Here is a 25,127-nt window from a genome sequence, read left to right as displayed (position 1 = left end):
CCAGCCCCGGATCAAGTCCGGGGCGACGCTGCATTCTGGCGCTTCGTCCGCGCCCCTCCCTTGCCCGCTCGGCCCAAATCCGGCACGGCAACGCAGTTGCAACCGGGGGAGTGGCCGCGTGAAGATCGGAGTGGTCGCGCCGAGCGTCTATCTGCTGCCGGTGCACGTGCAGAAGATCCGCGCGCTTGCCGCGGCGCAGTTTCCTGACGTCGAACTCGTCATCCACCCGCAGGTGTTCGCGCGATCGTCTAACGTCATGGGCGGGGAGACCGGCTTCACCGTCTCCAACGAGGAGGTTGTGCCCGACCCGATGCGGCATGGCCATTTTGCGGGCAATGATGCGCAGCGCCGCGATGCCTTTATCGAATTCGCCAACCGCGAGGACATCGACGCGATCTGGTTCGCGCGCGGAGGCTATGGCGCGGGGCGGATCGCACCCGACATTCTGCCGCGCCTGTCGCCGATCGCGCGACGCAAGACCTACATGGGCTACAGCGACGCGGGCTATCTGCTGGCGGCGCTCTACCGTGCGGGTTTTCCGCACGTCGCGCATGGGCCGATGGTCGTGGACGTCAACCGCAGCGGCGGCGAGGAGCCGGCGAGCCGGGCGCTTGCCTGGCTTTCGCGTAAGGACCCGCGCGCGCTCGAACCGACCATGCGCCCCGGCGACACCCACGTCGGCTTCAACCTCATCACCCTCGCCATGCTGGTCGGCACGCCGCTGATGCCCGACCTGTCGAACAGCGTCGTGATGGTCGAAGAGGTGAGCGAATATCTCTATTCGGTCGACCGCTGCATGTTCGCCGTGACCAGCTCGATGTGGCGCCACCCGCCGAAAGAGCTGCGGCTCGGGCGGATCAGCGACGTCAAGGACAACGACCGCCCCTTTGGCGACGATGAGGTCGGGATCGCACGATACTGGTGCGAACGCGCGAACATCCGCTACGGCGGCCGCGCCGACATCGGCCACGACAACGCCAACAAGGTGGTGCCGTTCGGGCGCCTCGGCTGATTGCAAACCCAAGGGAGAGATGATGCGCGCGTTCCTGTTTCCGGGTCAGGGCAGCCAGGCGGTCGGCATGGGCCGCGACCTCGCCGCAGCGAGCACGGTCGCTCGCGAGACGCTCGAGGAAGTGGACGATGCGCTGGGGCAGAAGCTCTCCGTTCTGATGGCGGAGGGGCCGGAGGCGGACCTTACGCTCACCGCCAATGCGCAGCCGGCGATCATGGCCAACGCCATCGCCACGCTGCGGGTGATGCAGCGCGAGGGCGGGCTCGACCTTGGCGCGAAAGCGGATGCGCTCGCGGGGCACAGCCTCGGCGAATATAGCGCGCTGTGCGCGGGCGAGAGCTTTGACCTCGCCACCACCGCGCGGCTGCTGCGCGTGCGCGGCGATGCGATGCAGGCGGCGGTGCCGGTGGGGGAGGGCGCGATGGCCGCGCTGCTCGGCGCTGACCTCGGTGCGGCGCAGGCCCTGTGCGACGCGGCGGCGGAGGGCGAGGTGCTCGCGGTCGCGAACGACAATGATCCGACGCAGGTGGTCATCTCCGGCCACGCCGCCGCGGTCGAGCGCGCCATCGCTGTCGCCAAGGATCACGGCATCCGCCGCGCGGTGAAGCTGCCCGTGTCGGCGCCGTTCCACTCGCCGCTGATGGCGCCTGCGGCCGAGGCGATGCGCGCGGCGCTCGAACAGCATCCGCCGCGTGCGCCGCGCCGGCCCGTCTGGGCCAACGTCAGCGCCGCGCCGGAGAGCGACGGCGCGCGCATCGCGGAACTTCTCGCCGAGCAGGTCACCGGCCGCGTGCGCTGGCGCGAAACGATCGCGCATATGTGGGAGGCCGGCGTCACCGACTTCGTCGAGGTCGGCGGCAAGGTGCTGGCACCGATGGTCAAGCGCATCGCCCCCGACGCGAGCGTCGCCAGCATCGTGACGATGGACGACATCGACGCGGCGATGGCCCGGCTGTGACGATACATTGCTGCCCGGTTGAATCGGAGCGGCGGTTCTGCAAAAGCGGTCGCTTCCCTGGGCGACGCTGAGCGCGCGCTCCTGTCGAGGACCTTCCGACATCATGCTTCGTACCGAGGAACGCCTGCCGGCGCGCGGGATCGACCGCCTGGTTCGCGCGATGGGGCCGTGGGGGATGTTCCTCAAAGGCTTTGTGAAGCACCCGGTGATGGTCGGATCGATCATCCCGTCCTCGCCCAAGCTGATCGACCACATGCTGTCGCGCGTGCCGTGGGACGAGGTGAAGCTGTTCGTCGAATATGGGCCGGGCGTCGGCACCTTCTCCAGGCCGATCCTCGAGCGCCTGCGCGGCGATGCGGCCCTGATTGCGATCGACACCAACGAAGATTTCATTGCCTATCTGCGGCGGGAGATCGCGGACAGCCGTTTCCTCCCCGTCCATGGTTCGGCGGCCGACGTGGAGGCGATCGTCCGCGCGCACGGTTTCGACGCGGCGGACCAAGTGATTTCCGGGCTGCCCTTTTCGACGCTGCCAGCGGGCGTCGGCCCCGCAATTGCCGACGCAACGCACCGCGTGCTGCGGCCGGGGGGCACGTTCCTCGTCTATCAGTTCCGTCGCAAGGCGCGCGATTATCTCGCGCAGTTCGGCCGGATCGACGACGGGTTCGAATGGGTCAACGTGCCGCCCTGCTACCTGTTCTGGGCGCACAAGGATGGCGGCGGCGAGGCCTGACCGGCTGCCGAATTTCTTGACCTTTCACGCCGGCGTCGCTAGGGCGCACGCTTTCCCGGCTGCACCGTTTCCAAGGAGCACCGCCGCATGGCGCGCGTGACCGTCGAAGATTGTGTCGACAAGATTCCCAATCGCTTCAACCTCGTGCTGTTCGCCGCGCAGCGTGCGCGCGACATTTCGGGCGGGTCGGAGCTGACCATCGACCGCGACCGCGACAAGAATCCGGTGGTGGCGCTGCGCGAGATCGCGGAGGAAACGATCCGTCCCGACGATATGGAAGCGGCGCTGATTGGCGGCCACCAGAAGGTGCTGCTCGACGACGACGATTCGCCGGATGAGATCGGCAACATCGCCCGCAGCGCGGAGGCTCTGCGCCTCACCGCCGCCGCGCCCCCGCGCCCGACCGCCGGCGTGGGCGAGTACGAATGAGCTGAGGGCTATTTCAGTAAGTCTCGAAAGGCCGCATCCCTGCACCGGGGTGCGGCCTTTTCCGTGTGCGTGGCGTGGGTTATTCGACCGACCCTGTGCTCCCCTGCAAAGACGAACTCGGGGGTGGCGGGAATCGCCCGTTGGCGCGCATGGAGCTGCCGCCCTAATCGACATTGAGGCGACGTGTCGGTGCGGCCGCGTCGCGAAGCTGGACCCCGGATCAAGTCCGGGGTGACGCAGACCGCTTGGGGAGTGGGGTCCTGCAGCGCCGGAAAATTCAAAGCCAAAGGCCGCGTCCCTTGTGAGGACGCGGCCTTTTGTTCGCGGAGGAGAGCGCAGCGCTCAGGCGGCGGCGTCGTCCTGTTCGGCAGTCGCTTCGGCCTGCGTGTCGAGAAACTCGCTCGCGGCGGCCTGCTCTTCGGCAGCGGCTTCGGCGAACTGCTCTTCGAGCACGTTGATGCCCTGCGCCTGCTTCTCGGCCTCTTCCGGCGAGCGGGCGACGTTGACCTGGACGGTCGAGGCGACCTCCGGGTGAAGATTCACGCGCACGTCGTACATGCCGATGGTCTTGATCGGGCGTTCGAGCACGACCATCGCACGGGTGACGTGGTCGTGGCCCTCTGCGGTGAGCGCCTCGACGATGTCGCGCACGCTGACCGAACCGTAGAGCTGGCCGGCGTTCGACGACTGGCGGATGAGCACGACCTGCGTGCCCTCCACCTTTTCGGCGAGCTTCGATGCGTCGTCGCGGCGGGCGGCGTTGTCCGCTTCGATCCGCGCGCGGTTCGCCTCGAACACCTTTTTGTTGGCTTCGTTCGAGCGCAGCGCCTTCTTGTTGGGAAGAAGGAAGTTGCGCGCGTAGCCGTCCTTGACGCTGACGACATCGCCGATGCCGCCGAGCTTCTCGATCCGTTCGAGCAGGATGATTTCCATGGCCCTTGCTCCTTACTTCACGAGGTAGGGCAGCAGGCCGATGTGGCGCGCGCGCTTGATCGCACGGGCCAGCTCACGCTGCTTCTTGGTGGACACCGCGGTGATGCGGCTCGGCATGATCTTGCCGCGCTCCGAGAGGAAGCCCGACAGCAGGCGGACGTCCTTGTAATCGATGCGCGGAGCGTCCTTGGCCGAGAACGGGCAAGTCTTGCGGCGGCGGAAAAAGGGGCGTGCCATGTCTTATTCTCCCCGAGCTTCGTCGCCGTCGCGTTCGCGGCGCGGCTCGTCACCATCGCGCTCGCGACGGCCGCGGCCGGCACGGTCGCTCTTGCGCATCATCGCGGACGGGCCGTTTTCATGCTCGTCGACGCGGATGGTGAGGAAACGGATGATGTCTTCGTTGATCGAGGACTGGCGCTCGAGTTCGGTCACGGTCGCGCCAGGCGCGTCGATCGCGAGCATCACGAAGTGCGCCTTGCGGTTCTTCGCGATACGATAGGCGAGCTGCTTGAGGCCCCAGGTTTCGGTCCGGACGACCGAACCTTCGTTGTCCTCGATGATCTTCGTCGCGCTCTCCGCCAGGGCATCGACCTGCGCCTGGGTGAGATCCTGACGCGCGAGGAAGACATGCTCGTAATGAGCCATGTTGTTTTCCTTACATTGGCCGATCGCTGACGCCGCCCGATGCGAACGCCCCTCCGGCTGTCGTCAAGTCATGTCAAACGGGGCGCGCGTGGATGACCACGCCGCCCCGTCGCGGTCTCCCATAGCGGGGCGACGCGAAATCGCAAGTCCGTGACGCGGCGCCCTTCGCTGGTTATAGCGCTTGGGAAGACCCCTATCGAAAGGCCCGTCATGACCGCGAACACGCTGACCTTCACCCTCGACACCGGCAACGGTCAGACCGGCGACGTGGTCATTCGCCTGCGTCCCGACGTCGCGCCGGGCCATGTCGAGCGCATCACGAAGCTGGCGCAGGAGGGCTTCTACGACGGCGTCGTGTTCCACCGCGTCATTCCGGGCTTCATGGCGCAGGGCGGCGATCCCACCGGCACTGGGTCGGGCGGATCGAAGCTCCCCGACCTCAAGGCCGAATTCAACGCCGAACCGCACGTCCGGGGCACCTGTTCGATGGCGCGTACGTCGGCGCCGAACAGCGCCAACAGCCAGTTCTTCATCTGCTTCGACGACGCGCGCTTCCTCGACAAGCAGTACACCGTCTGGGGCCAGGTCGAGAGCGGCATGGAGCATGTCGACGCGCTGCCAAAGGGCGAGCCGCCGCGCAGCCCGGGGAAGATCGTCAAGGCGACCGTCGCCTGATCGGGAGCGAGACGATGGCCGAGGAGCTCGTTCTGCACGACTATTTCCGCTCCTCGGCCAGTTACCGGGTGCGGATTGCGTTGAATCTGAAAGGGCTGCCCTACACCGCGGCGCCGACCAGCCTGCTCGCCGGCGAGCAGAAGAGCGAGGCCTATCGCACGCTCAACCCGCAAGGGTTCGTGCCCGCGCTGGAGGCGGGGGGCGCGGTGGTGACGCAAAGCTTCGCGATCATCGACTGGCTCGACCGCGCGCACCCCCAACCGCGATTGATCCCCGATGAGCCCGTGGCGCGTGCGCGCAGTATCGCGATGGCGATGGCGATCGGCTGCGACATTCACCCGCTCAACAACCTGCGCGTGCTCAAATATCTGACCGGCGACCTCGGCCTGCGCGAGGAGATCCGCGACCGCTGGATTCGGCACTGGATCGCCGAAGGCTTCGCCGCGCTCGAAGTCATGGCGGCGGAGAGGGAGGGGCCGTATCTCGGCGGCGCTGCGCCCGACATCGCGGACGTGTTTCTGGTGCCGCAAATGTACAACGCGCGTCGGTTCGAGGTCGACCTGTCGCCCTACCCGACGCTGGTCGCTGCCGACGCGGCGGCGTGCGCGCTGGAGGCCTTTGCCGCTGCCGCACCCGACCGCGTCAAACCCGAAGACCTCTGAGTCCGATGGCGACGACCACGCTCAGGCTCGACGACTTCCTGCCCTATCAGCTCTCCATCGCGTCGAACGCGGTGTCGGAGCGGATCGCGCGGCATTACGAGCGGCGATTTGGCATCAACGTGCCGCAGTGGCGGCTGATGGCGGTGCTGGGGGAGGGCGGGCCGCGCTCGCAACGCGACCTCGTCGACCGAACGCGGATGGACAAGGTGACCGTCAGCCGCGCCTCCGCCGCGCTGGTCGAACGCGGGCTGGTGAAGCGTCAGTCGCGCGAAGGCGACCGCCGTTCGCATCTGATCGCGCTCACCGGGGATGGCGACGCGCTCTATCGGGAAATCGCGCCGATCGCATTGCAGCTCGAAACGCGGTTGCTGGCGCAGCTCGAACCGGGCGAGCGCGATACCTTATGCTCGATCCTGCTGCGGCTGCGCGACGCGGCCGACACGCTCGAAAACGAAATTCGCAGCGGACATCACGACGACTGACCTCGCCGTCGCGCGCCCCCTATCCTCGCAGGAGGGCGCGGCGCGAAGCGTCAGGCGTTGGCGCTCAGCGCGTCGCCGAGCTTGCAGCCCGCAGGCCCCAGAATGACGATGAACAGCACCGGCAGGATGAACACGATCAGCGGCACGGTCATGATCGCCGGCAGTCGCGCCGCCTTTTCCTCGGCCTTCATCATCCGCTCGTTGCGGAATTCGGCCGACAAGACGCGCAGTGACGACGCCAGCGGAGTACCGTATTTCTCGGTCTGGATGAGCGTCGTGACCACGCCCTTCACCGCCTCCAGATTGACGCGATAGGCAAGGTTGTCGAGCGCCTGGCGGCGTTCGGTGAGGAAGCCCAGTTCGATCGACGTGAGCGCAAGCTCTTCGCCAAGGTCGGGATAGGCCTTGCCCAGCTCGCGGCTGACGCGGGCGAAGGCGGTGTCGACGGTCAGGCCGGCCTCCGCGCAGATGACGAGGAGGTCGAGCGCGTCGGGCAGGCCCTTGCGGATCTTGTCGGTGCGCTTCTGCCGGCGGTTGTTGAGCCACAGGTCGGGCGCCTTGTACGCGAGCAGCAGCGGCACGGCGAAGCTCGCAAATTTCTTGAACGCGCTGAACTCGGGGAAGAAATTGACGCCGTAAACGAGGATGCCCATCGTCAGACCGACGACGATCGGCAGCATCATGCGCGCGAAGATGATCGCGAAGGCGATGTCCTTGGACCGCACGCCCGCCTGCGCCAGACGCTGCTGCACATCCTTGAGCTGGCTGTCCTGCAGCACCTTGAGCTTGCTGAGGACGTCGCGCATCTGGCTGGTGGTGGCGTTCTTGCGTACCAGCTTGGCGCGCCGCTTGCCGGTGGACGCGGTGATGCCCGCCTTGAGCTGCTCACGCCGTTCGTTGAGCGACTTCACGCGGCGCGTCATCGGATCGCGCACGGTCGTCGCCTGGTAGATCGCGAAAAACACCGCCCCGACCGCGACCGCGGCGAGCAACGTCGCAGTCCATATGACATCGACGCCGAGCAGCGTCAGGGGCGGGGGATTGGGTGCCATGGTCCTGTTCCCCCGTCAGATCTCGAAATTGACCATCTTGGCCATCATGAACACGCCGATGCCCATCCACACCAGCCCGCCCAGCCCGGCCACCATGACGCGTTCGTCATAAAGCTCGCCGGCCCATGGGAAAAAGGCGGACACATATTCGGGATTCATCATGTACATCAGGCCAAAGACGCAGAACGGCAGCGCACCGACGATCCAGGCCGACGCCTTGGCCTCCGATGACATCGCCTTGATCTTCAGCTTCATCTGCGCGCGCTTGCGTAGCACTTCGCTGAGGTTGACGAGCGTTTCGGTGAGATTGCCGCCGGTCTCTCGCTGAATCGCGAGGGTGATGACGAAGAACTGGAATTCGGGCGTGTCGATCACGTCGGCGCTTTCCTGCAACGCCTGCTCCAGCGTCTTGCCGATGCGCACGCGCTCGATCACCTGACGGAATTCGACGCCCACCGGCCCGGGAATTTCCGCGCTGACTGCGGACAGCGTCTCCGCAATCGGAAGGCCGGCGCGCAGCCCGCGCGTGAGCAGGTCGATGGCATCTGGAAAGCGCGAGGTGAAGGCCTTCTGGCGCTTCGCGATCATCTTGGAGACGACCATGTGGGGAAGCGCTCCGCCGAGCAGGGCGCCGATCAGCAGGGTCAGCATTACGGGAGCGCCCTGCAGGCTCAACATCCCGATCACCACCACGCCAATTCCGACCGAGATCATCAGGTAGTTGCTGAGCGACCAGTCCTTGCCCGTCTGCTGCAGGCGCAGCTGGATGCGGTCGCGGTTGGGCAGCAGCGACACCAGGCCGCCCTGCTTGGTCGGCAGGCGCGCGGCGATGGTCCGCCGCATCTGCGCCGCCAGCACATCTTCGCCCGAGGGCGCCACCCGCGCCCGCATCTTCTGTAGGCGACCGCGCACCCGCTTGTCGGCATTCGGACCGCCGAGCAGGAGGACCGCACCGATCGCTACCAGAATCAGCGGTATGGCGATGGTCAGGAACAGGAGGTCCATGGCGGTTGCCCCGAAGTGTCGATTATGAAAATGGCGTGGCGGGAACCGTCAGGCCTTAGCTTTCCTGGGGAGCGCCGACAGCTTGCTGAGCAGCGATTTGCCCGCCTTTTTGTCGGGCGTCGCACTGGCGCTTTCGTCGGCCTCATCGGGCTGAACGATCATCGTCAGCAACGCTTCGAGCGGCTGCGAAAGCTTTGACCCGCGCGCGGCGTCGGCCAGCGTCTTGCCAAGCTTCGCCGCCTTGACCGCGATCTTGGGCTCGAACGGCACCACCACGTCGACCTTGCGCTCGATCGATGTTTCGAAGTCGCGCCGGCTGATCTCCGGCTGCGGCAGCACGCGGTTGGCGACGAGGATCACCCGCGCATTGGGACAGATCTGCTTGGCGTTCGACAGCAGCCGGATCGTGTCGCGAGCGCCGGCCAGCGTCAGATCGGTGACCAGCACGAAACGGTCGATGTCCTGCAGCAAGTGCGGATAGGCGACCAGCATGTGACGGGGCAGGTCGACCACCGTGAACGGAAAGCTCGCCGAGATTTCCTCACGCAGATGGAAGAAGGTGCCGCCATCGCTCAGCAGGGGCTGGTTGAGCGGGGCTTCGGCGCTGAGGATGGCAAGCTGTTCGCTCGCGCGGACCATCGCGCGCTCGATTAACAGCCCGTCGATGCGCGTCGGGTTGTCGATCGCATCGATCAGCCCGCGGCCCGCCTCGAGATCGAGGCTGAGCGCGCCGGTGCCGAAGTGCACGTCGAGATCGAGCAGCGCGGCGCTGCGTTTGTGCGAATGCCCGGCGAGCCACGCCATCGACGTCGCGATCGTCGACGCCCCGACGCCACCACGCGCGCCGACGACGGCGGTGACCAGCTGGTCCACCTTGTCCACCGGTTCGTGCCCGCGCGGGGTCGACAGTGCGACCTGCGCCTGCATCAGCACGTCGCGCACCTGATCGGGGAACACCGGCTTTAGGAGGTAGTCCTGGATGCCGCTGGCCATCAGGTCGCGGAACAGCCGAACGTCGTTGACCTGGCCGATGGCGATGACCACCGTTCCCGGCTCGCACACTTCGGCGAGGCTGTTGATGTCGTTGATCGGGTCGGACGATTCCGACAGGTCGACCAGCAGGATCGACGGGCTCGCGGTGATCGACAGTGACTGGACGGCGTTACGCAGCCCGCCCTTGTAGACCTTTTCGACCGTCCAGCCGAGGTCGGCGACGACCGGCTTGATGATTTCGGCGGTGTCGTCGTCGCACAGATAGGCGGCGAACGCATCGCGGGTCTGGGTGCCGAGACGGAATGGCGCGTTCACTGGCCCCCTCCTCCGTTCTGATTGCCGCCGCCCGCGCTGCCCCCACCGCTGCCGCCGCTGCCGCCGCTGCCGCCGAGGGAGCCGCCACGACCGCTGGGTAGCGCGTTGCGATACGCTCGGATCGCCTTGCTGGCGGTCAACGGATCGCTCTGACCGGTGCGGGGTGTGCGCACGAGGTCGACCGGGTCGGCGATCATCGCCGCGAGATTGGCGTTGACCGCGCAGCCGTAATTGGGGCTCGTCGTATTGCTCGTGCCGAGCGCGCCGGGCGATGACCAGTTCGGGCACCCATCGACGCGAGCGGTCGCGCGGGTCACGACGACCCGGGTGAAGCCAGGCTGGAGCGCGCCGGGCGTGATCGGCGCATTGTCCGCGAGCAGCAGGCCGCGACGCTCCGCCAACGCCGCGACGCCGTCGCGCACCGCGCGGCCACCGTCGCCCTGCGACCCGTCGATCGCGATGCGGTCGCCATAGCGAAGGTCGAGCGCGCTCAGCCAGCCGTCGAGCCGCGCCGCTTCGCTTGGGAGCAGCTCGCCCGCGCGGGTGTCCGCGTCGAAGGCGAAGTGGTCAAGGCGCACGACCGGCTGGTGGACCGATTCGAGCGTGCGATTGCCGACCGCGCCGCCGGAGCTCGCGCAGCCACCGAGCAGCAGCGACAGCGCCACCGCCGACGGGGCCAGCATGAAATGGGGACGATGCGTCATGCGTCTTCCTTTGCGAAAAGCCGGCGGCGATCAGTTGCCGAAGCTGAAACCGGGGGTCGCTTCGGCGCGCGCATTGCGGCGCGACCGGTCGCGGTTGCTGGCGGCGGGTGCCGGACGCTGCGCTGCGGGCGGCGGGGCCGTGATGCCCACCGCGGCAGCGGCACCCGGCGTCGGCGCAACAGCGGCGCCGGCGGCACCCTCCACTGTCGGCATCGGCCGGCCGACGCCCGACTGGCCGCCGCGCATCTGGTTGAACAGCAGCCGGCCAGCCGTGGTCGCGTCCTGATAGCCGTCGGTCGGCAGCGCGATCTGGCTGTTGGCGACCGGTCGGACGAGATAGGGCGTGATGACGATCACCAGCTCCGTCTCGCCGCGGCGGAAGCTGTCGGATTTGAACAGCATGCCGAGGATCGGGATGTCGCCGAGGCCCGGCGTGCGGTCGATCGCTCCGGTCGAGCGGTTGGACATGAGCCCGGCGATCATGAAGCTTTCGCCCGAACCCAGCTCGACGGTCGTTTCGGTCCGGCGCACCGACAGCGCGGGGATGTCGATGCCCTGGATGCGGATCGAACCTTCCGTCGACAGCTCCGACACTTCCGGGCGGACGCGTAGCGAAATGCGGCCGTTCGACAGCACCGTCGGGGTGTAGGTCAGGCCGACGCCGAACTTCTTGTAGGTGATGGCGATGGCGCCGGTCAGCGGGTCGGGCGATGGGACGGGATATTCACCCCCCGCCAGAAAGTCTGCCGTTTCACCCGAGAGCGCGGCGAGGTTGGTCTGTGCCAATGTCGCGACCAGCCCCGAACGTTCGGCGAGGTCGAGCGTGCCCAGCAGGTCGAGCCCGAACAGCCGCCCGCCAAAACCGATCGTCGCCGCATCCGCCAGGCGGTTGACGACGTAATTGGTGCCGCCGGTCTGCGGGTCGGTGGTGATCGACCCGGCGTTACGACCGCGCGACGGGACAAAGACGAAGCCGTTGCCGTCGTTGTCGCGGCTAGTGAGGTTGCCGCCGATCTGGCGCGCGACCGACTTGTTCACCTCGGCGATGCGGACCTGCAGGTTGACCTGCAGCGGCGTCGCGGTCTGGAGGCGCGAGAGCACGCGCGTGCCTTCGCCGACGAACGCAGTCACCAGCCGGTCGGCCTCGGCCGCGTCCTCCGGGCTGGCGACAGTCCCGGTCAGCAGGACGAGGCCGTTCATGGTGGTCACCTGAATGTCCGCCTCGGGCATGGCGAGGTTGAGCATCTGGTCGACGGTTTCGATGTTGTTCGCGACGCGGACGACGGTCGAATACACGACACGTCCCGACCTGTCGGTGGCGTAGATGCTGGTCTCGCCCGGCCCCTTGCCGAAGATGTAGAGCTGGGTGGTCGAGCGGACTTGTACGTCGGCCACCGCCTGGTTGGCGACGAACACGTCGTTCATCGCGCTCGGCAGAGTGATGAGGCGCCCGCGCCCGGCCGACAGCAGCAGTTCCGAACCCGCGGGCGTGGCCGTGCGGGCCTGGGCGATCGCCTGGGCCGGGGCGAGCAGCGCCGTTGCGGTCCCCAGCGCCAGCGCGGCTGCGATGCGGAGGTTGCGCACGGGACCGCGAGTCCGCTGCGAAGAGACGTTGGTCATGCTCAATTCCCCCGGACCGGGACGACCGTCACCTGGTCGCCGCGCGTGACTCGGACGACGGGTCCGGTCGGAACATTCTGTACGCCACCCTCCACCGGCGGCCCTGCCGTGCGCGGAGCGGCGGCAGGGTAGGGCGAGGGCGCCGGCTGCTGCATCTGCGCGCGTTCGGCGGCGGCCTGCGCGCGCTGTCGTGCGGCGACCTGCGCCTTGCTCGGCACGCTGCGCGGAAGGTAGCGCGATATGTCGCCGCCGGTGGTTGCGCCGAGCGTGCCCGCTTCGGGCCGGCGGTCGTTGCCGGCCAGCAGCCGCGCCTCGGCGGTGCGGTCCCCGTCGCGACCGACGTTGACGTTGCCGGCTGCAATCGCTGCTTCGAGCTCACCCGCAGAGTCGGCGATCGAGCGGAGCGACAGGCTGATCGTGCCACTGGTGCGCGCGACGGCGATCGTTTCCGCAATGCGCGGCGTCGCTTCGAGCGTCACGGTGCTGAACACGATCGGCGTGGTGCTGCCCTCAACCTGCGCGGGCGTGGTGCGCTGGTCGACCGCGAGCACGCGCAGGTTGCGCACGATGGTTTCCGCGGTGTTGAGCTTTTCCCCGTCGCCGCCCTCGATCTCCTGCGAGAGGAGCAGGTCGACGCGGTCGCCCGGAAAGACGAAGCCGGCAACGCCCTGATCCGCCGACATCGGTACGGTGACGGCGCGCATTCCCGGGCCCAGTGCCGCGGCGAGAAAGCCGCGATCGCCCGGGTTGACGAGGCTGCCGCGCGTGATCGGGGTGCCCGCGCTCATCGCGACGCGCACCACTGAACCGGTCAGCGCGGCGATGTTGCTCGCGCCTTCGACGAAATACTGGTCGGCGCGGACCAGTCCTTCGGGCCAGGGCTGGTAGCGCAGCGCCTCCGCGGTGAGGATCGTGCCGACGGGTAGGGGCCGGGTGGCGATGATGATCTTGGGGCCGATGCGCTCGGGCGCGGCGGCAGCGCGCGCTTCGGGCGCCGCCGATCCGCGCAGGATGCTCAGCACGCCGAATGCGGCGGCCAGCGCCACCACCACTGCGGCGAGGATCCAGATCAGTTTCTTCACGTCCATGACGCTTGCGGCCCCTCTTCACCGGCGCGCCCCTGTCGCGCGGCGTTCTGTTTCAACTGAAAGCGGTAAGCGAGTAATGGTTAAGATACTGTTGGTGGATCGCCCAAAGCCCGGCGAAGGCGATGGCGACGCCATACGGCACCTCAGCCGACGTGCGGCCGCGGCTCAGCGCGCGCCACAGCAGCATCGCCAGCGCGATGACGCCGCCGGCGATGGCCATCAGAATCAGCATGGGCATGAGCAGGTCAGCCGGGATCCAGAGCGCGACCGCCCCAATCAGCTTGACGTCACCGCCCCCGATCCCGCCAAGCATGAACAGCCCGACGAACAGCCCGAAGATGAGCGCGGCGAGGCCGATCTGAATGGCAATGTCCGGCCACGGGTCGAGCCCGCTCGCGATCCACGCAATTGGCGCCGTGAGCGCGATGGCAAGGTTCAGGCGGTTCGGGATGATGCGCTTGCGAAGGTCCCACATGGCGGCCGCCACCAGCATCGCGGCGAGCAGCAGCGGCGGCAGCCACGTCAGCAGCAAAATTTGATCGGCCCCCATGGTGTTCGCTCTAGACGCCACCTCTTCACAAACCGTAACCATGTTCGAGCATGACGCAGCAAAGCGGTAATCGGCAGCGCGCGGGCGTCGACCGGCGCACCATCCCGGCTGGTGCGATCGAGGATATGGTCGCGGCTCGCGACGGTTGGCCGCGCCGCCGCATCCGCCTCGCACCGACGGGCGGGGAGGGCGCGGGCAGGGCGGCGCGGCGGGGGACGCTCCTGTTTCTCGGCGGACGCGCGGACCATTACGAGAAATATCTCGAGTCGCTGATGCATTGGGCCGATGCCGGATGGGCGGTGCACAGCATCGACTGGCGCGGACAGGGCGGCTCGGGCCGGAACGCACCGGGAAGCAACGTCGGCCACGTCGATCGTTACGCGCGATGGGTCGACGATCTCTCCGACGACTGGGCGGCTTTGTGCGCGCAAGGCGCTTCGCCGCGGGTCATCGTGGCGCATTCGATGGGTGGCCACCTGACCCTGCGCGCGCTGGTGGAGCGGCGCATCGCGCCGGCGGCAGTCGTGCTGCTGTCGCCGATGCTGGGGTTCGCACGGCGCCTTCCGATCGCGTTCGGGCGGGCCATGGCGGGCGCGATGGAGCGTTGGCGGGGCGCGGACGCGCCGGCGTGGACGATCCCGGCGGACGGCGAGCGCGGAATCGTACCGGCGCGCGCCGCTGCGCTCACCGGCGATGCCGCGCGCTATGCTGACGAAGGCTGGTGGCAGGAGCAGCGGCCCGAGCTCGCGCTTGGCCCCGGGAGCTGGCGCTGGGTGAGCGAGGCCTATGCCTCATTTGCCGCGATGGAGGCGAAGGGCGCGCTCGAGGGGGTGACAACGCCTGTCCTGCTGCTGGGCGCGGAGGCCGATGCGCTGGTGTCCGCGCAAGCGATCCGCCGCGCGGGCGTCCGCTTGCCGGGAGCCGAGACCCACCTCTATCCTCCGCCCGCAGCGCATGAGCTGCTGCGTGAAACCGACGCCGTCCGCGACGATGCGATGCGCCGCATCGCGGCCTTTCTCGACGCGCACGCCCCGCCTATGGTCGCGCCGTGACCTATGACATTGCCATCGTCGGAGCGGGGATCGCCGGTGCGACGCTCGCCGCCGAAGTCGCGCCGCACGCGCGCGTCCTGCTGCTCGAGATGGAGGACATGCCCGGCTATCATGCGACCGGGCGCTCGGCGGCCTTCTGGAGCGAAACCTACGGCGGGGCGGCCATCCAGCCGCTGACCACCGCGTCGGGACCGGCGCTGGAGGCGGGCGGCTGGCTCGCGCCGCTGGGTGCGGTGCAGATCGGGCGCGCGGGCGATGCGCCGCTGCGCGATGCGTTCCTGCAGCAGTTCGAAGGCAGCGGCATCACTCTCGAAAGCGTCGATCCGCGCACCATCGTCCCCGGCCTGCGCGATGAATGGTGCATCGGCGTGCGCGAGCCGACCTGCGCCTATATCGACGTAGCCGCAGTCCACGCCGACGGCCTCGCCCGGGCACGGCGCGCGGGGGCGGAGCTCGTTGTGCGCGCGCCGCTCGAAAGCGCCGTTTATGGCCTCGGCGGGTGGACGATCATGGCCGGCGGGCAGGAGTTTCGCGCGGCCGTGCTCGTCAATGCGGGGGGCGCCTGGGCCGACCCGGTCGCAGAGCGCAGCGGCGTCGCGCCGATCGGCGTTACCCCGTACCGCCGCACGCTCGTGCAATTGCTGACCGACCCGGCCCCGCCGGAGGGAATGCCGCACCTCGCGAGCCTTGCTGCGGACTTCTACATCAAGCCCGAAGCGGGTGGCCGGGTCTGGGTCAGCCCGCACGATGAAACCCCGGACACGCCCTCCGACGTGCAGCCGGAAGAGCTCGACGTCGCCATCGCCATCGACCGGTTCGAACATGCCGTCAGCTGGCGCGTCGCCAAGGTCGAGCGCCGCTGGGCGGGGCTGCGCAGCTTTGCGCCCGACCGGCTGCCGGTGGTCGGAGCCGACCCGGAGCAACCCGCCTTCTTCTGGCTGGCGGGGCAAGGCGGGTTCGGCATCCAGACCGCGCCGGCGGTGGCGCGCATGGCGGCGCGGTTGCTGGTCGGCGATGCTGCCGCGAGCGATCCGCTCGACGCGGCGGTCGACCCTGGACGATATCTGCCCGACCGTTTCCGCTAAGGCGTTACGGCGCGACTAGCGCGCGATTTGTGCGGCCGCGCAGGCGAGCTGATCTGCGCGCTCGTTTTCCGGATGGCCGGCATGGCCCTTGACCCAGTGCCAGGCAATGCGGTGCCGCGCCGCTGCCGCATCGAGCCGCTGCCACAGCTCGGCATTCTTGACTGGGTCGCGCGACGCGGTGCGCCAGCCGTTGCGCTTCCAGCCGTGGATCCACTTGGTGATGCCGTCGCGAACATAGACGGAGTCGGTGGTGAGATCGACGTCGCACGGCCGCGACAAGGCCTCGAGCGCGGCGATCGCGGCCATCAGCTCCATGCGGTTGTTGGTCGTCGGGTTCTCGCCGCCCGACAGTTCACGCTCGCGATCGCCATAGCGCAGCACCGCGCCCCAGCCGCCGGGGCCGGGGTTGCCCTTGCAGGCGCCATCGGTAAAAATTTCGACGCGGCTCATGCGCCGAGCAGGTCGTCGGGCGTCAGTGTGCGATAGCTGTCGAGCCGCTGCCAATAGACGCGCGGATCCTTGCGCTGCACGAGCGCATCCTCGGGGGTTTCGAGCCAGTCTATCGCCCGCGTCAGCGTAAACCGCATGGCCGCGCGCTGGGCGAGGTGGGGGAGCGCCGCCCGCTCCGCCGCAGTGAATGGACGCACCGCCTGGTAACCGTCGCTGAGCGCGCGGCTCATCGCCGGATCGAGGTGGTTATCGGCATTGAAGCACCAGGCCGAATGCATCACCGCATAATCCCACGCGAGCGCGTCGTTGCAGGCAAAGTAGAAATCGATCACCCCGCTCACCCGATCGCCGCTGAACAGCAGATTGTCGGGAAAGGCGTCGGCGTGAATGACCCCGCTCGGCAGCGCGCCGACATCGATCAGGCGCTCCGCATCGACGAGGCCTGCCACGGCCTTGGCGAGGTTCGGCAACATGTCGTCGCAGCGCCCTTCGATAAGCAGCGCGAGCGCGGCGAGTCCCTCGATGGCGAAGGGGTTCAGGCGATGGTCCGCGAAAGCCTGCCCCGCGAGGTGGAGCGTTGCGAGGGTGCGGCCCGCTTCGACCGCCTGCGCCGGCGTCGGATGCGTAGGCGACAGGCCGTCCAGGAACTGGATGAGGCAGGCGGCGCGGTCGGCAACCTGTTGCACCACGCGGCCATCGCGGTCGGGCAGCATGCGCGCAACCGGACAGCCCCGCGCGCTCAAATGTTCGGTCAGGGCGATGAAGAAGGGCAGGTCGGCGACGTCCACCCGCCGCTCGTAGAGGGTGAGGATGTAGCGAGCGCGCGAGGGACCTTCGCCCGCGTCGACGAGATAGTTGCTGTTCTCCACCCCCTCGGCGATGCCCTTCATGCTGTGCACCGGGGCGATGCCGTAGCGATCGAGCAGCGCCGCGACCTCATCGGGCGCGACGGCGGTATAGACAGCCATCAGGCGACGGGAACGGCGGCTTGCGGGGCTTCCAGCCCGCGGGGCAGCTTGAATACCATGCCCTCGGTCGTCGTCACGACCTCCTCGACGGTCACGTCGCGGCGGTCGGAGAGAAGGTCGATCACCTCGCGCACCAGCAGTTCCGGCGCCGACGCCCCGGCGGTGAGGCCGAGCGCGGAAATGCTGTCGATCCAGCCCCAGTCGATCTCGCTCGCGCGCTGGATCAGCCGTGCGGGGGCGCCCATGCGTTCGGCCGTTTCCACGAGCCGCACGCTGTTGCTGCTGTTGGGTGCGCCGATCACCAGCACCAGCTCGGCACGCGCGGCGATGTCCTTGACCGCAGCCTGGCGGTTGGAGGTCGCGTAGCAGATATCCTCGCCCTTGGGTTCGACAATGCCGGGAAAGCGCTGGCGCAGCGCGGCGATGACGGTGGCGGTATCGTCGACCGACAACGTGGTCTGGGTCAGAACCGCGACCGTGCCGAGTGGGTAGGCCGGCAGCGCGGCCACATCCTCGACTGTTTCCACCAGCGTCATCGCGCCGTCGGGCAACTGGCCAAAGGTTCCGATCACCTCCGGGTGCCCGGCATGGCCGACGAATATGACGTGCAGCCCCTGATCATGGGCGCGCTCGGCCTGACGGTGAACCTTGCTCACCAGTGGGCAGGTGGCGTCGAAATAGCTGAGCCCGCGCGCCTCGGCCTTGGCGGGCACGGCCTTGGGGACGCCGTGGGCGCTGAACACTACCGGCACCCCGTCGGGCACGTCGTCGAGCGTTTCGACGAACACCGCCCCCCGCTCGCGCAGAGCGTCCACGACGAAGCGGTTGTGGACAATCTCGTGCCGCACATAGACCGGCGCGCCAAAGCGTTCGATGGCGAGTTCGACGATGCGGATCGCGCGGTCGACGCCCGCGCAGAAACCGCGCGGCGCTGCCAGCAGCACGCGCAGCGGGGGGCGGGGCGCCGGGTCGGTCGGCAGGTCGGTGGCGAGTTGCATCGCCCCGTGATACCCGCGCAGCGCTCGCGGGGAAAGAGCGTCAGGCGAAGGCCGGGGCGAAACCCGCCGGAGCCACGCGCGACGGCGGCGCGTTCACGCTGAGCCGCCGCCAACCGTGGGGGGTCAGTCGCTCGAGCGGCTGGAAGCGCGCTTTATAGGCCATGCGCGGCGACCCTTCGACCCAGTATCCGAGATAGACGTAGGGGAGCCCGGCGCGGGCGGCGCGCACGATGTGATCGAGGATGATGAACGTGCCGAGCCCCTTGCGCGCCGGCTCGCCGTCCTCGGACACGGTGCCTTCCGGTTCGAAAAAGCTGTAGACCATCGACAGGCCGTCGGACTGGCGGTCGCTGATGCACGCGCCGACGAGGCGGCCGGGGCGGCCGTTCGTGTCGCGCTCGCGATATTCGACGACGCAGGTTTCCACCGGCGAATGTTCGATCATCGCGGCGAAATCGCCTTCGCTCATGTCGACCATGCCGCCGTCGGGATGCCGCGCGGAGAGGTAGCGGGTTAGGAGGTCGTACTGCTCCTCGGTCGCCCAGGCGGAGCGCGCCTCGACGACTAGGTCGGCGTTGCGACGCAGGGTGCGGCGCTGCGTCGCGGAGGGCACGAATTCGGACGCGCACACCCGCACCGACACGCAAGCGGAGCATCCCGCGCAGCTCGGACGGTACGCGACATTCTGGCTGCGACGAAAGCCGATACGACCCAACGCATCGTTGAGCTCGCCAGCGCTGAGGCCGGTCAGCTCGGTGAACACCTTTCGCTCGAGACGATCGGGCAGATAGGGGCAGGGATTGGCCGCAGTGACAAAGAAGCGCGGGAAGCGAAACGGTGCGGTCACGGCGCGGCTGGTCCCCTCGATGCTGTCCGATGAGGCTTATGACGAGAGCGATTCATCGGTGAAAGAGTCTTAACCATGAATGTCCCGCGAGGGGTGGCGGGTCAGCCGGTCTCCGCCAGTCCGACCTGGTAACCGGCGGTTTTCAGCGCGCCGACCAGCGTTTCGAGATGGGCGCGATCACGCGTCTCGCACTCGACTTCGGTGACGAGGCCCTTGGCAGGCGACGTCGTGAAAATCCGCTGGTGGTAGATCTCGACGATGTTGACCTGATTTTCGCTGAATACCCGCATCAGGTTGAACATCGCGCCGGGCCGATCCTGCAGCCGGATGCGCAGCCGCGCGAGCCGACCCGAGCGGGCGAGATCGCGCATCAGCACATTGGCAAGCAGGCGCGTGTCGATGTTGCCGCCGCACAGGACGAGCCCGACCTTGGCGCCCTGAAAGCGGTCGCCATGCGCCAGCAGCGCGGCGAAGCCCGCCGCCCCCGCGCCCTCGACCACCGTCTTTTCGATCTGCAGCAGCAGCGACACCGCGCGTTCGAGATGCCGTTCGGCGACCAGCATGATCTCGTCCGCGAGCGATGCGACGACCTTGCTGGTAAAGGCGCCGGGCTGTTTGACCGCGATGCCCTCGGCGATGGTGTCGCCATCGCTCGGCATGTCGACCCCGTTCAGGCGCGCGTACATCGAGGGGTAAAGTTCGGCCTGCACGCCGATCAGGCGGATGTCGGGCTTCAGCGCACGCGCGGCGGTGCCCATGCCGGAAAACAGCCCGCCGCCGCCGATCGGGATGATCAGCGTGTCGATGTCGGGCGCGTCCTCCAGCATCTCGAGCGCGACGGTGCCCTGGCCGGCAGCGATGCGCGGGTCGTCGAACGGATGCACGAACGTCAGCCCGCGCTCCTCGCCCAGCTGGGTCGCATGGGCGTAGGCGTCGTCATATTTCTCGCCGGCGAGGATGACTTCCGCGCCGTGGCCCTGGGTCTGTTGCACCTTCACGATCGGCGTGGTGCGCGGCATGACGATGGTCACCGGGACGCCGAGCCGCGCGCCATGATAGGCGAGGCCCTGCGCATGGTTGCCGGCGCTCGCGGCGATCACGCCGCGCGTGCGCTGCTCGGGTTCGAGCAGGAGCAACGTGTTGAGCGCCCCGCGCTCCTTGTACGCGGCGGTGAATTGCAGGTTCTCGAACTTCAGCCAGATGTCCGCGCCGGTCATTTCGCTGAGCGTGCGGGCGTACATGGTCGGAGTGCGGATGACCGCGCCGGCGATCCGCTCCCGCGCCGCGCGTACGTCGTCGATCGAAAAGGCGCGCTGTGCGTCCTCGGCCGAGGGGGGCGGGGCGGCGGCGGGTTCGGTCGGCGTCATGGCGGCGCGCTCTATCGCATCTGGAAAGGGTGGCAAAGCGCCGCTATGCCACGCGGCGCATGGCTCGCATCGCGTTCATCGGCCTCGGCGTCATGGGCGCGCCCATCGCCCGCCACCTCATCGCGGCGGGGCATGAGCTGACGCTCGTCAACCGCACGCACGCGAAGGCGGAGGCCTTTGTCGCCAAACACGGCGGGCGCGTTGTGGTGCACGCGGCGGAGGCGGCCGACGGAGCGGATGTGGTGATCAGCGTGGTGGGCACCGACGACGATGTCACCCAGGCGATGCTCGGGCGCGATGGTGCCTATCGCACGATGGCGGCTGGCACGCTTCATATCGATCATAGCACCGTGTCGGCCAAGCTCGCGCGGCAATTGTCGGTCGAGGCGGGCTCGCGCGACCTTCTCGTGGCCGATGCGCCGATGACCGGCAGCCAGCCGGGCGCGGAGGCGGGCACGCTGACGCTGATGTGCGGCGGCAAGGAGCGCGCGATCGCGGCGGCGACGCCGATCATGCAAGCCTACGCGAAACGGATCGTCCACATCGGCGGTGCGGGGACCGGCCAGATCGCCAAGATGGCGAACCAGATCGCACTCGCCATCACCGTCGAGGGGTTGTGCGAAGCCCTGCGCTTCGCCCAGGCGGCGCGGCTCGATCTCGACAAGACCTTCGAGGCGATCTCTACCGGGGCCGCGGCCAGCTGGCAGATGGACAACCGCTGGGCGACGATGGCGCGCGACGAGTTCGACTTCGGGTTCGCCATCGACTGGATGCGAAAGGATCTCGGCCTCGCCATCGAAGAAGCGCGCGGCAACGGCGCCAGCCTGCCGGTCGCCGCTATGATCGACCAATTCTGCGCGGAATTGCAAGCCATGGGTGCAGGGCGACAGGACGCCAGCGCCCTCATCCGGAGACTTCCCAAGTGACGGTTCGCCACCTCCTCAAACTGACCGTTGCGGTGCTGGGTGTCGCCTCTGCGAGCCCCGCGCTGGCCGATGGACTGATCGACAATGTCGCCGGGGTCACGCTCGATGCGGAAGGGCAGGTGCGGCGCTTCACCGGGATGGTCGTGAGCGACGATGGCCGCGTCGTGCGGCTGCTCGGGCCGGGGGAGAGCCGGCCGAGCGCGCGGCTCACATTCCGCAAGGATGGGCGCGGCGCGGCGCTGATGCCCGGGCTGATCGACGCGCATGGTCACGTCATGGGGCTCGGCTTCCAGGCGCTGACGCTCGACCTCTCCGGCACTCGCAGCCTTGCCGAGGCGCAGGAGGCGATCCGCCGGTGGGTCGCGGCCAATCCCGACGCGCCATGGATCATCGGCCGCGGCTGGAATCAGGAGCTGTGGGGCCTCGGCCGCTTTCCGACCGCGGCGGAACTCGACGCGGTGACGGGGGGCAAGCCCGCCTATCTCGAGCGCGTCGACGGGCATGCCGGTTGGGCCAACAGCGCCGTGATGCGCGTGGCGGGGATTGCCAACACCACGCGTGCGCCGGCGGGGGGGCGGATCGAACGCGATGCCGCGGGGCGCGCAACCGGCGTGTTCGTCGATGCCGCGATGCCGCTGATCGAACGGTTCCGCCCGGCCCCGCTCGCGCGCGATCGCGACGCAGCGCTCGCCCGCGCGCAGGAGCGCCTGCTCAGCCTTGGCGTGACCACGGTCGCCGACATGGGAACGACGATCGAAGACTGGCAGGCGTTCCGCCGCGCGGGCGATGCCGGGCGGCTCAACGTCCGGATCATCGGCTACGGCGCGGGAACCGAGCAGATGACGCTGATCGCCGGGTCGGGTCCGACGCCCTGGCTCTACAATGACCGGCTGCGACTGGTGGGTGTGAAACTGTACCTCGATGGCGCGCTCGGCTCGCGCGGGGCGTGGCTGAAGGCGCCGTACAGCGACGCGCCGGGACAGCGCGGGTTGCCGCTGCTCACGCCGTCGCAGCTTCGCAACCAGGTCGTCCGCGCGTCGATGGACGGCTTTCAGATCGCGGTCCACGCGATCGGCGATGCCGCGAACGCCGAACTTCTGTCGGCGATCGAGGAAGTCGCTCCGAGCTATCCCGGTGACCGGCGCTGGCGGATCGAACATGCGCAGGTGCTCGACACCGCCGACATCGCGCGGCTGGGGCGGCATGGCATCGTCGCGTCGATGCAGCCGGTGCATCAGTCCAGCGACCGGCTCATGGCCACCGCGCGGCTGGGCGAAGCGCGGCTCGCCGGAGCCTATGCCTGGCGCAGCGTGCGCGGGACCGGAGCGCGGCTGGCGCTTGGCTCGGACTTTCCGGTCGAAAGCGCCGACCCGTTCGCGGGACTCGCCGCCGCCGTGTCGCGCACCGACCGCGAAGGTCAGCCGGTCGGCGGCTGGCGAGTGGAGGAAGCGCTGACGCGCGAACAGGCGCTCGACGGTTTCACCCGCGGCGCCGCCTATGCCGGCATGGCCGAGGACCGGCTGGGCACGCTGATGCCCGGCATGCGTGCCGACTTCATCCTCCTCGAACGCGCGATCGATCCGCTGAGCGCGAGCGCCGAGGAGCTTCGCAACGCGCGGGTAATGGAAACCTGGGTCGGCGGCCGACCCGCCTGGGCGCGCGCGGCGCGGTGAGCGAGGCGGCGAACATTCCCCGCAACGGACGGCCGGGTGGGCGCGATCTGTGGCTTTACCTGATCACCGGCATCGCGCTGATCGCGGCGATCGGCCTGGCGTGGTTGCGCGACCGGGCGCTCCCGCGCGAAGCCATCGCGGCGCGGGTATCGGCCGAGCAGCGGCTTTCGGCGCTGCGTCTGCGCGCCCAAGCGGGCGACCCCGACGCGCTCGGTGCATATGGAGCGGCGCTGATCGAGAGCGGTGACGCCGACGGCGCGGCAGAAGCCTTTGCGCGGGCAAGCGCAGCAGCGCCACGGCGCGCCGACCTCGCCGTCGCGGAAGGGGAGGCGCGGCTGATGGTCGCCCGCAATGCCGGCGCTCCCGTGCCGGCGGGGGCGCGGGCCGCCTTTGCCCGCGCGCTGGCGATCGATCCGAAACATGCGCGCGCCCGCTTCTTCACCGCGGCGCTGCACATGGCGGACGGCGACGCACGCGGCGCGGTGGACGGCTGGCTGGACCTCCTCGCCGACACGCCCAAGGATGCGCCGGAAGCGCGCGAATTGCGGGCGAGCATCATCGCCGTCGCGCAGCGGACCGGGATCGACGTCAGCGAGCGATTGGCGCAGATCGACGCTCGCTGAGCGCGAGACTTTGATTAACGCTTTTGTGTTAGGCCATGGTCGACAAGGGAGCCCGTCCGATCGCCACGCTTGCGCCAGCAGCGCCGACCTCAACCTCGCTGACCAGCGCGCCTAGCGCCGTAGCGCCAGCGCGCGACGGGGCGGAGCGGATGGCGCACCGTGCCCGACGGCGGCAGCGCGTTCTCCGCCTCATTGTCGGCGGAACCGCCGCGGCAGCGATCGTGGCCATCATCGCGGGCAGCGTCGGCAACGCCCGTGCCTACAGCGTCAGCGTTCCGGTCACGCTACGCCCGCACGACCCCGCCTTGTGGGCGCTCGTGGAAGCCGGCAGCTTCGCCGAAGCGCGCGCGCTGGACCCGAGCCTGCCCGACCCGGCATCGCTCGAGTCGCTCGGCGCAGCCGGACTGGCCCCGGCCGCCGGCATGAGCATCGAGCTCGCCAAGGCGCAAAGCTACATCGGGCCGCCCGCGCGCCCCTATGCGTTCAAGGGCGCAACCGCGACCGACACCGCGCGGGCGCATTACTGCCTAACCGCGGCGCTTTACTACGAAGGCGCGAGCGAGAGCGACGACGGGCTGCGCGGAATTGCGCAGGTCGTGCTCAATCGCGTGCGGCATCCGAGCTTTCCCGCCAGCGTGTGCGGCGTCGTATTTCAGGGCAGCGAGCGGGCGCGGGTGTGCCAGTTCACCTTTGCCTGCGACGGCGCGATGGCCCGCCGTCCGAACCGCGAGCAGTGGTCGCGTGCGAGCCGCATCGCGGCAGAGGCGCTCGCCGGGCGCGTCTATTCCGGCGTCGGGCTTGCCACCCATTATCACACGCAGGCGGTGTGGCCGCGCTGGGGGAAGGCGCTGGTGATGACCAATGTCGTCGGCGCGCACATCTTTCACCGTTGGCGCGGCCGCTTCGGTGAGCCGGGCGCCTTCCTCCGCGCCTATAGCGGGCGCGAGCCGGCGCCGGGGCCCTACCTCCCGATCGCGCAGCAGCTCGGCGCCGTGGTTGCCGCGCCGACGACCCCCGTCCCCGCCGCGCCCGGTTTCACGACGACCCCGCCGATCGTCCCAGTCCTCAAGGGCGACGCGGCGTTGCCCGCCGCGTCGGCGCCGGTCGCAAGCGCGCCGGTCGGACCGCCGCGGCCGGCCGGGCAGGCTTCGGCGCCCGCTGCCGCCGAGCCGCCGGTTTACGCCGACCCACGGCTGTCGGGTTCGGGCTCCATCCGCGAGGAATATCGCAACAGCGGAACGGCGCGAGTGCCCGCCGCTGCGCCCCGCGACCCGCGCTGACG

Annotated in this window: 28 protein-coding genes; 13 read left to right on the top strand and 15 right to left on the bottom strand. The window is 68.8% G+C overall.

The genetic code is table 11. The annotated features are described in order from the left end of the window. Positions 1-118 precede the first annotated feature (118 nt). The 4 genes from ACRYJK_RS06360 to rpoZ all read left to right on the top strand — a co-directional run bounded on the left by ACRYJK_RS06360 (position 119) and on the right by rpoZ (position 3,132). Positions 119-1,012, top strand: a complete 894-nt coding sequence (locus ACRYJK_RS06360) for an LD-carboxypeptidase (protein ID WP_482666700.1) — start codon at positions 119-121, stop codon at positions 1,010-1,012. A gap of 22 nt (positions 1,013-1,034) precedes the next feature. Beyond that, the gene (fabD, locus tag ACRYJK_RS06355; protein ID WP_482666699.1) at positions 1,035-1,970 is read left to right on the top strand and encodes an ACP S-malonyltransferase; all 936 of its coding nucleotides are present in this window, start codon (positions 1,035-1,037) and stop codon (positions 1,968-1,970) included. Positions 1,971-2,073: 103 nt separating this feature from the next. Beyond that, positions 2,074-2,703 carry a class I SAM-dependent methyltransferase gene (locus ACRYJK_RS06350; protein ID WP_482666698.1) on the top strand — a complete coding sequence of 210 codons (630 nt, stop codon included), beginning with the start codon at positions 2,074-2,076 and terminating at the stop codon, positions 2,701-2,703. A gap of 87 nt (positions 2,704-2,790) precedes the next feature. Further along, positions 2,791-3,132: a DNA-directed RNA polymerase subunit omega gene (gene rpoZ / locus ACRYJK_RS06345; protein WP_482666697.1), complete on the top strand. Its 342-nt coding sequence runs from the start codon at positions 2,791-2,793 to the stop codon at positions 3,130-3,132. 342 nt (positions 3,133-3,474) lie between these two features. On the opposite strand, the gene rplI is transcribed toward rpoZ, so the two are convergent. From rplI to rpsF, 3 genes are read right to left on the bottom strand one after another with little or no spacing between them, the layout of a single operon-like run. Next, positions 3,475-4,065: a 50S ribosomal protein L9 gene (gene rplI, locus ACRYJK_RS06340; protein WP_482666696.1), complete on the bottom strand. Its 591-nt coding sequence runs from the start codon at positions 4,063-4,065 to the stop codon at positions 3,475-3,477. A 12-nt stretch (positions 4,066-4,077) separates the two neighbouring features. Beyond that, complete coding sequence (gene rpsR, locus ACRYJK_RS06335; protein ID WP_482666695.1) at positions 4,078-4,302, bottom strand: 30S ribosomal protein S18; 225 nt, start codon at positions 4,300-4,302, stop codon at positions 4,078-4,080. Positions 4,303-4,305: 3 nt separating this feature from the next. Beyond that, positions 4,306-4,710: a 30S ribosomal protein S6 gene (gene rpsF, locus ACRYJK_RS06330; RefSeq protein ID WP_482666694.1), complete on the bottom strand. Its 405-nt coding sequence runs from the start codon at positions 4,708-4,710 to the stop codon at positions 4,306-4,308. Positions 4,711-4,920: 210 nt separating this feature from the next. Here rpsF and ACRYJK_RS06325 point away from each other — a divergent pair, with 210 nt between their 5' ends. The 3 genes from ACRYJK_RS06325 to ACRYJK_RS06315 are packed head-to-tail and all read left to right on the top strand — an operon-like array spanning position 4,921 to position 6,529. Beyond that, the gene (locus ACRYJK_RS06325; RefSeq protein WP_482666693.1) at positions 4,921-5,385 is read left to right on the top strand and encodes a peptidylprolyl isomerase; all 465 of its coding nucleotides are present in this window, start codon (positions 4,921-4,923) and stop codon (positions 5,383-5,385) included. Positions 5,386-5,399: 14 nt separating this feature from the next. Beyond that, positions 5,400-6,047, top strand: a complete 648-nt coding sequence (maiA, locus tag ACRYJK_RS06320) for a maleylacetoacetate isomerase (protein WP_482666692.1) — start codon at positions 5,400-5,402, stop codon at positions 6,045-6,047. Between the two features lie 5 nt (positions 6,048-6,052). Then, a complete protein-coding gene (locus ACRYJK_RS06315; protein ID WP_482666691.1) occupies positions 6,053-6,529 on the top strand; it encodes a MarR family winged helix-turn-helix transcriptional regulator in 477 nt (158 codons plus the stop codon). Between the two features lie 50 nt (positions 6,530-6,579). Here the strand turns inward: ACRYJK_RS06315 and ACRYJK_RS06310 are convergent, their stop codons facing one another. Genes ACRYJK_RS06310 through ACRYJK_RS06280 form a run of 7 tightly spaced genes read right to left on the bottom strand, consistent with a single transcriptional unit; the run spans position 6,580 to position 13,856 of the window. After that, positions 6,580-7,581: a type II secretion system F family protein gene (locus ACRYJK_RS06310; RefSeq protein WP_482666690.1), complete on the bottom strand. Its 1,002-nt coding sequence runs from the start codon at positions 7,579-7,581 to the stop codon at positions 6,580-6,582. A gap of 15 nt (positions 7,582-7,596) precedes the next feature. After that, positions 7,597-8,586 carry a type II secretion system F family protein gene (locus ACRYJK_RS06305; RefSeq protein ID WP_482666689.1) on the bottom strand — a complete coding sequence of 330 codons (990 nt, stop codon included), beginning with the start codon at positions 8,584-8,586 and terminating at the stop codon, positions 7,597-7,599. A gap of 48 nt (positions 8,587-8,634) precedes the next feature. After that, the gene (locus ACRYJK_RS06300) at positions 8,635-9,894 is read right to left on the bottom strand and encodes a CpaE/TadZ family protein (RefSeq protein ID WP_482666688.1); all 1,260 of its coding nucleotides are present in this window, start codon (positions 9,892-9,894) and stop codon (positions 8,635-8,637) included. Beyond that, the gene (locus ACRYJK_RS06295) at positions 9,891-10,598 is read right to left on the bottom strand and encodes a CpaD family pilus assembly protein (protein ID WP_482666687.1); all 708 of its coding nucleotides are present in this window, start codon (positions 10,596-10,598) and stop codon (positions 9,891-9,893) included. The genes ACRYJK_RS06300 and ACRYJK_RS06295 overlap by 4 nt, the downstream gene beginning before the upstream one ends. A 30-nt stretch (positions 10,599-10,628) precedes the next feature. Next, positions 10,629-12,218 (bottom strand): type II and III secretion system protein family protein, encoded by a 1,590-nt coding sequence (locus tag ACRYJK_RS06290; protein WP_482666686.1) that lies wholly within the window; start codon positions 12,216-12,218, stop codon positions 10,629-10,631. 2 nt (positions 12,219-12,220) lie between these two features. Further along, positions 12,221-13,306 carry a Flp pilus assembly protein CpaB gene (cpaB, locus tag ACRYJK_RS06285; protein WP_482666685.1) on the bottom strand — a complete coding sequence of 362 codons (1,086 nt, stop codon included), beginning with the start codon at positions 13,304-13,306 and terminating at the stop codon, positions 12,221-12,223. Between the two features lie 52 nt (positions 13,307-13,358). After that, positions 13,359-13,856 carry an A24 family peptidase gene (locus tag ACRYJK_RS06280; RefSeq protein WP_482666684.1) on the bottom strand — a complete coding sequence of 166 codons (498 nt, stop codon included), beginning with the start codon at positions 13,854-13,856 and terminating at the stop codon, positions 13,359-13,361. A gap of 50 nt (positions 13,857-13,906) precedes the next feature. Here ACRYJK_RS06280 and ACRYJK_RS06275 point away from each other — a divergent pair, with 50 nt between their 5' ends. Together ACRYJK_RS06275 and ACRYJK_RS06270 are read left to right on the top strand one after the other, a co-directional pair. Continuing rightward, entirely contained in the window at positions 13,907-14,908 is a 1,002-nt protein-coding gene (locus ACRYJK_RS06275) for an alpha/beta fold hydrolase (RefSeq protein ID WP_482666683.1), read from the top strand. Further along, positions 14,905-15,993, top strand: a complete 1,089-nt coding sequence (locus ACRYJK_RS06270) for an NAD(P)/FAD-dependent oxidoreductase (protein ID WP_482666682.1) — start codon at positions 14,905-14,907, stop codon at positions 15,991-15,993. The genes ACRYJK_RS06275 and ACRYJK_RS06270 overlap by 4 nt, the downstream gene beginning before the upstream one ends. A 15-nt stretch (positions 15,994-16,008) precedes the next feature. Here ACRYJK_RS06270 and rnhA read toward each other — a convergent pair whose 3' ends face one another. The 5 genes from rnhA to ACRYJK_RS06245 form a co-directional block, all read right to left on the bottom strand. Then, complete coding sequence (rnhA, locus tag ACRYJK_RS06265) at positions 16,009-16,443, bottom strand: ribonuclease HI (protein WP_482666681.1); 435 nt, start codon at positions 16,441-16,443, stop codon at positions 16,009-16,011. Next, positions 16,440-17,411, bottom strand: a complete 972-nt coding sequence (thrB, locus tag ACRYJK_RS06260; protein WP_482666680.1) for a homoserine kinase — start codon at positions 17,409-17,411, stop codon at positions 16,440-16,442. Before thrB ends, rnhA begins: the two co-directional genes overlap by 4 nt. Beyond that, complete coding sequence (ispH, locus tag ACRYJK_RS06255) at positions 17,411-18,409, bottom strand: 4-hydroxy-3-methylbut-2-enyl diphosphate reductase (RefSeq protein ID WP_482666679.1); 999 nt, start codon at positions 18,407-18,409, stop codon at positions 17,411-17,413. The genes thrB and ispH overlap by 1 nt, the downstream gene beginning before the upstream one ends. 40 nt (positions 18,410-18,449) lie before the next feature. Next, complete coding sequence (locus ACRYJK_RS06250; RefSeq protein WP_482666678.1) at positions 18,450-19,256, bottom strand: arginyltransferase; 807 nt, start codon at positions 19,254-19,256, stop codon at positions 18,450-18,452. A gap of 101 nt (positions 19,257-19,357) precedes the next feature. Then, positions 19,358-20,623 carry a threonine ammonia-lyase gene (locus ACRYJK_RS06245; RefSeq protein ID WP_482666677.1) on the bottom strand — a complete coding sequence of 422 codons (1,266 nt, stop codon included), beginning with the start codon at positions 20,621-20,623 and terminating at the stop codon, positions 19,358-19,360. 29 nt (positions 20,624-20,652) lie between these two features. Between ACRYJK_RS06245 and ACRYJK_RS06240 the strand changes: the two genes are divergently transcribed. The 4 genes from ACRYJK_RS06240 (at position 20,653) to ACRYJK_RS06225 (ending at position 25,125) form a co-directional block, all read left to right on the top strand. Continuing rightward, positions 20,653-21,549, top strand: a complete 897-nt coding sequence (locus ACRYJK_RS06240) for an NAD(P)-dependent oxidoreductase (RefSeq protein WP_482666676.1) — start codon at positions 20,653-20,655, stop codon at positions 21,547-21,549. Beyond that, complete coding sequence (locus ACRYJK_RS06235) at positions 21,546-23,222, top strand: amidohydrolase (RefSeq protein ID WP_482666675.1); 1,677 nt, start codon at positions 21,546-21,548, stop codon at positions 23,220-23,222. Before ACRYJK_RS06240 ends, ACRYJK_RS06235 begins: the two co-directional genes overlap by 4 nt. Continuing rightward, the gene (locus ACRYJK_RS06230; protein ID WP_482666674.1) at positions 23,219-23,845 is read left to right on the top strand and encodes a tetratricopeptide repeat protein; all 627 of its coding nucleotides are present in this window, start codon (positions 23,219-23,221) and stop codon (positions 23,843-23,845) included. The genes ACRYJK_RS06235 and ACRYJK_RS06230 overlap by 4 nt, the downstream gene beginning before the upstream one ends. A 149-nt stretch (positions 23,846-23,994) precedes the next feature. Next, positions 23,995-25,125 carry a cell wall hydrolase gene (locus tag ACRYJK_RS06225; RefSeq protein ID WP_482666673.1) on the top strand — a complete coding sequence of 377 codons (1,131 nt, stop codon included), beginning with the start codon at positions 23,995-23,997 and terminating at the stop codon, positions 25,123-25,125. The last annotated feature ends 2 nt before the right edge of the window (positions 25,126-25,127 follow it).

This window comes from Sphingomonas sp. BLHR8, assembly GCF_056821725.1.
This window is presented reverse-complemented; position numbering and strand designations above follow the sequence as displayed.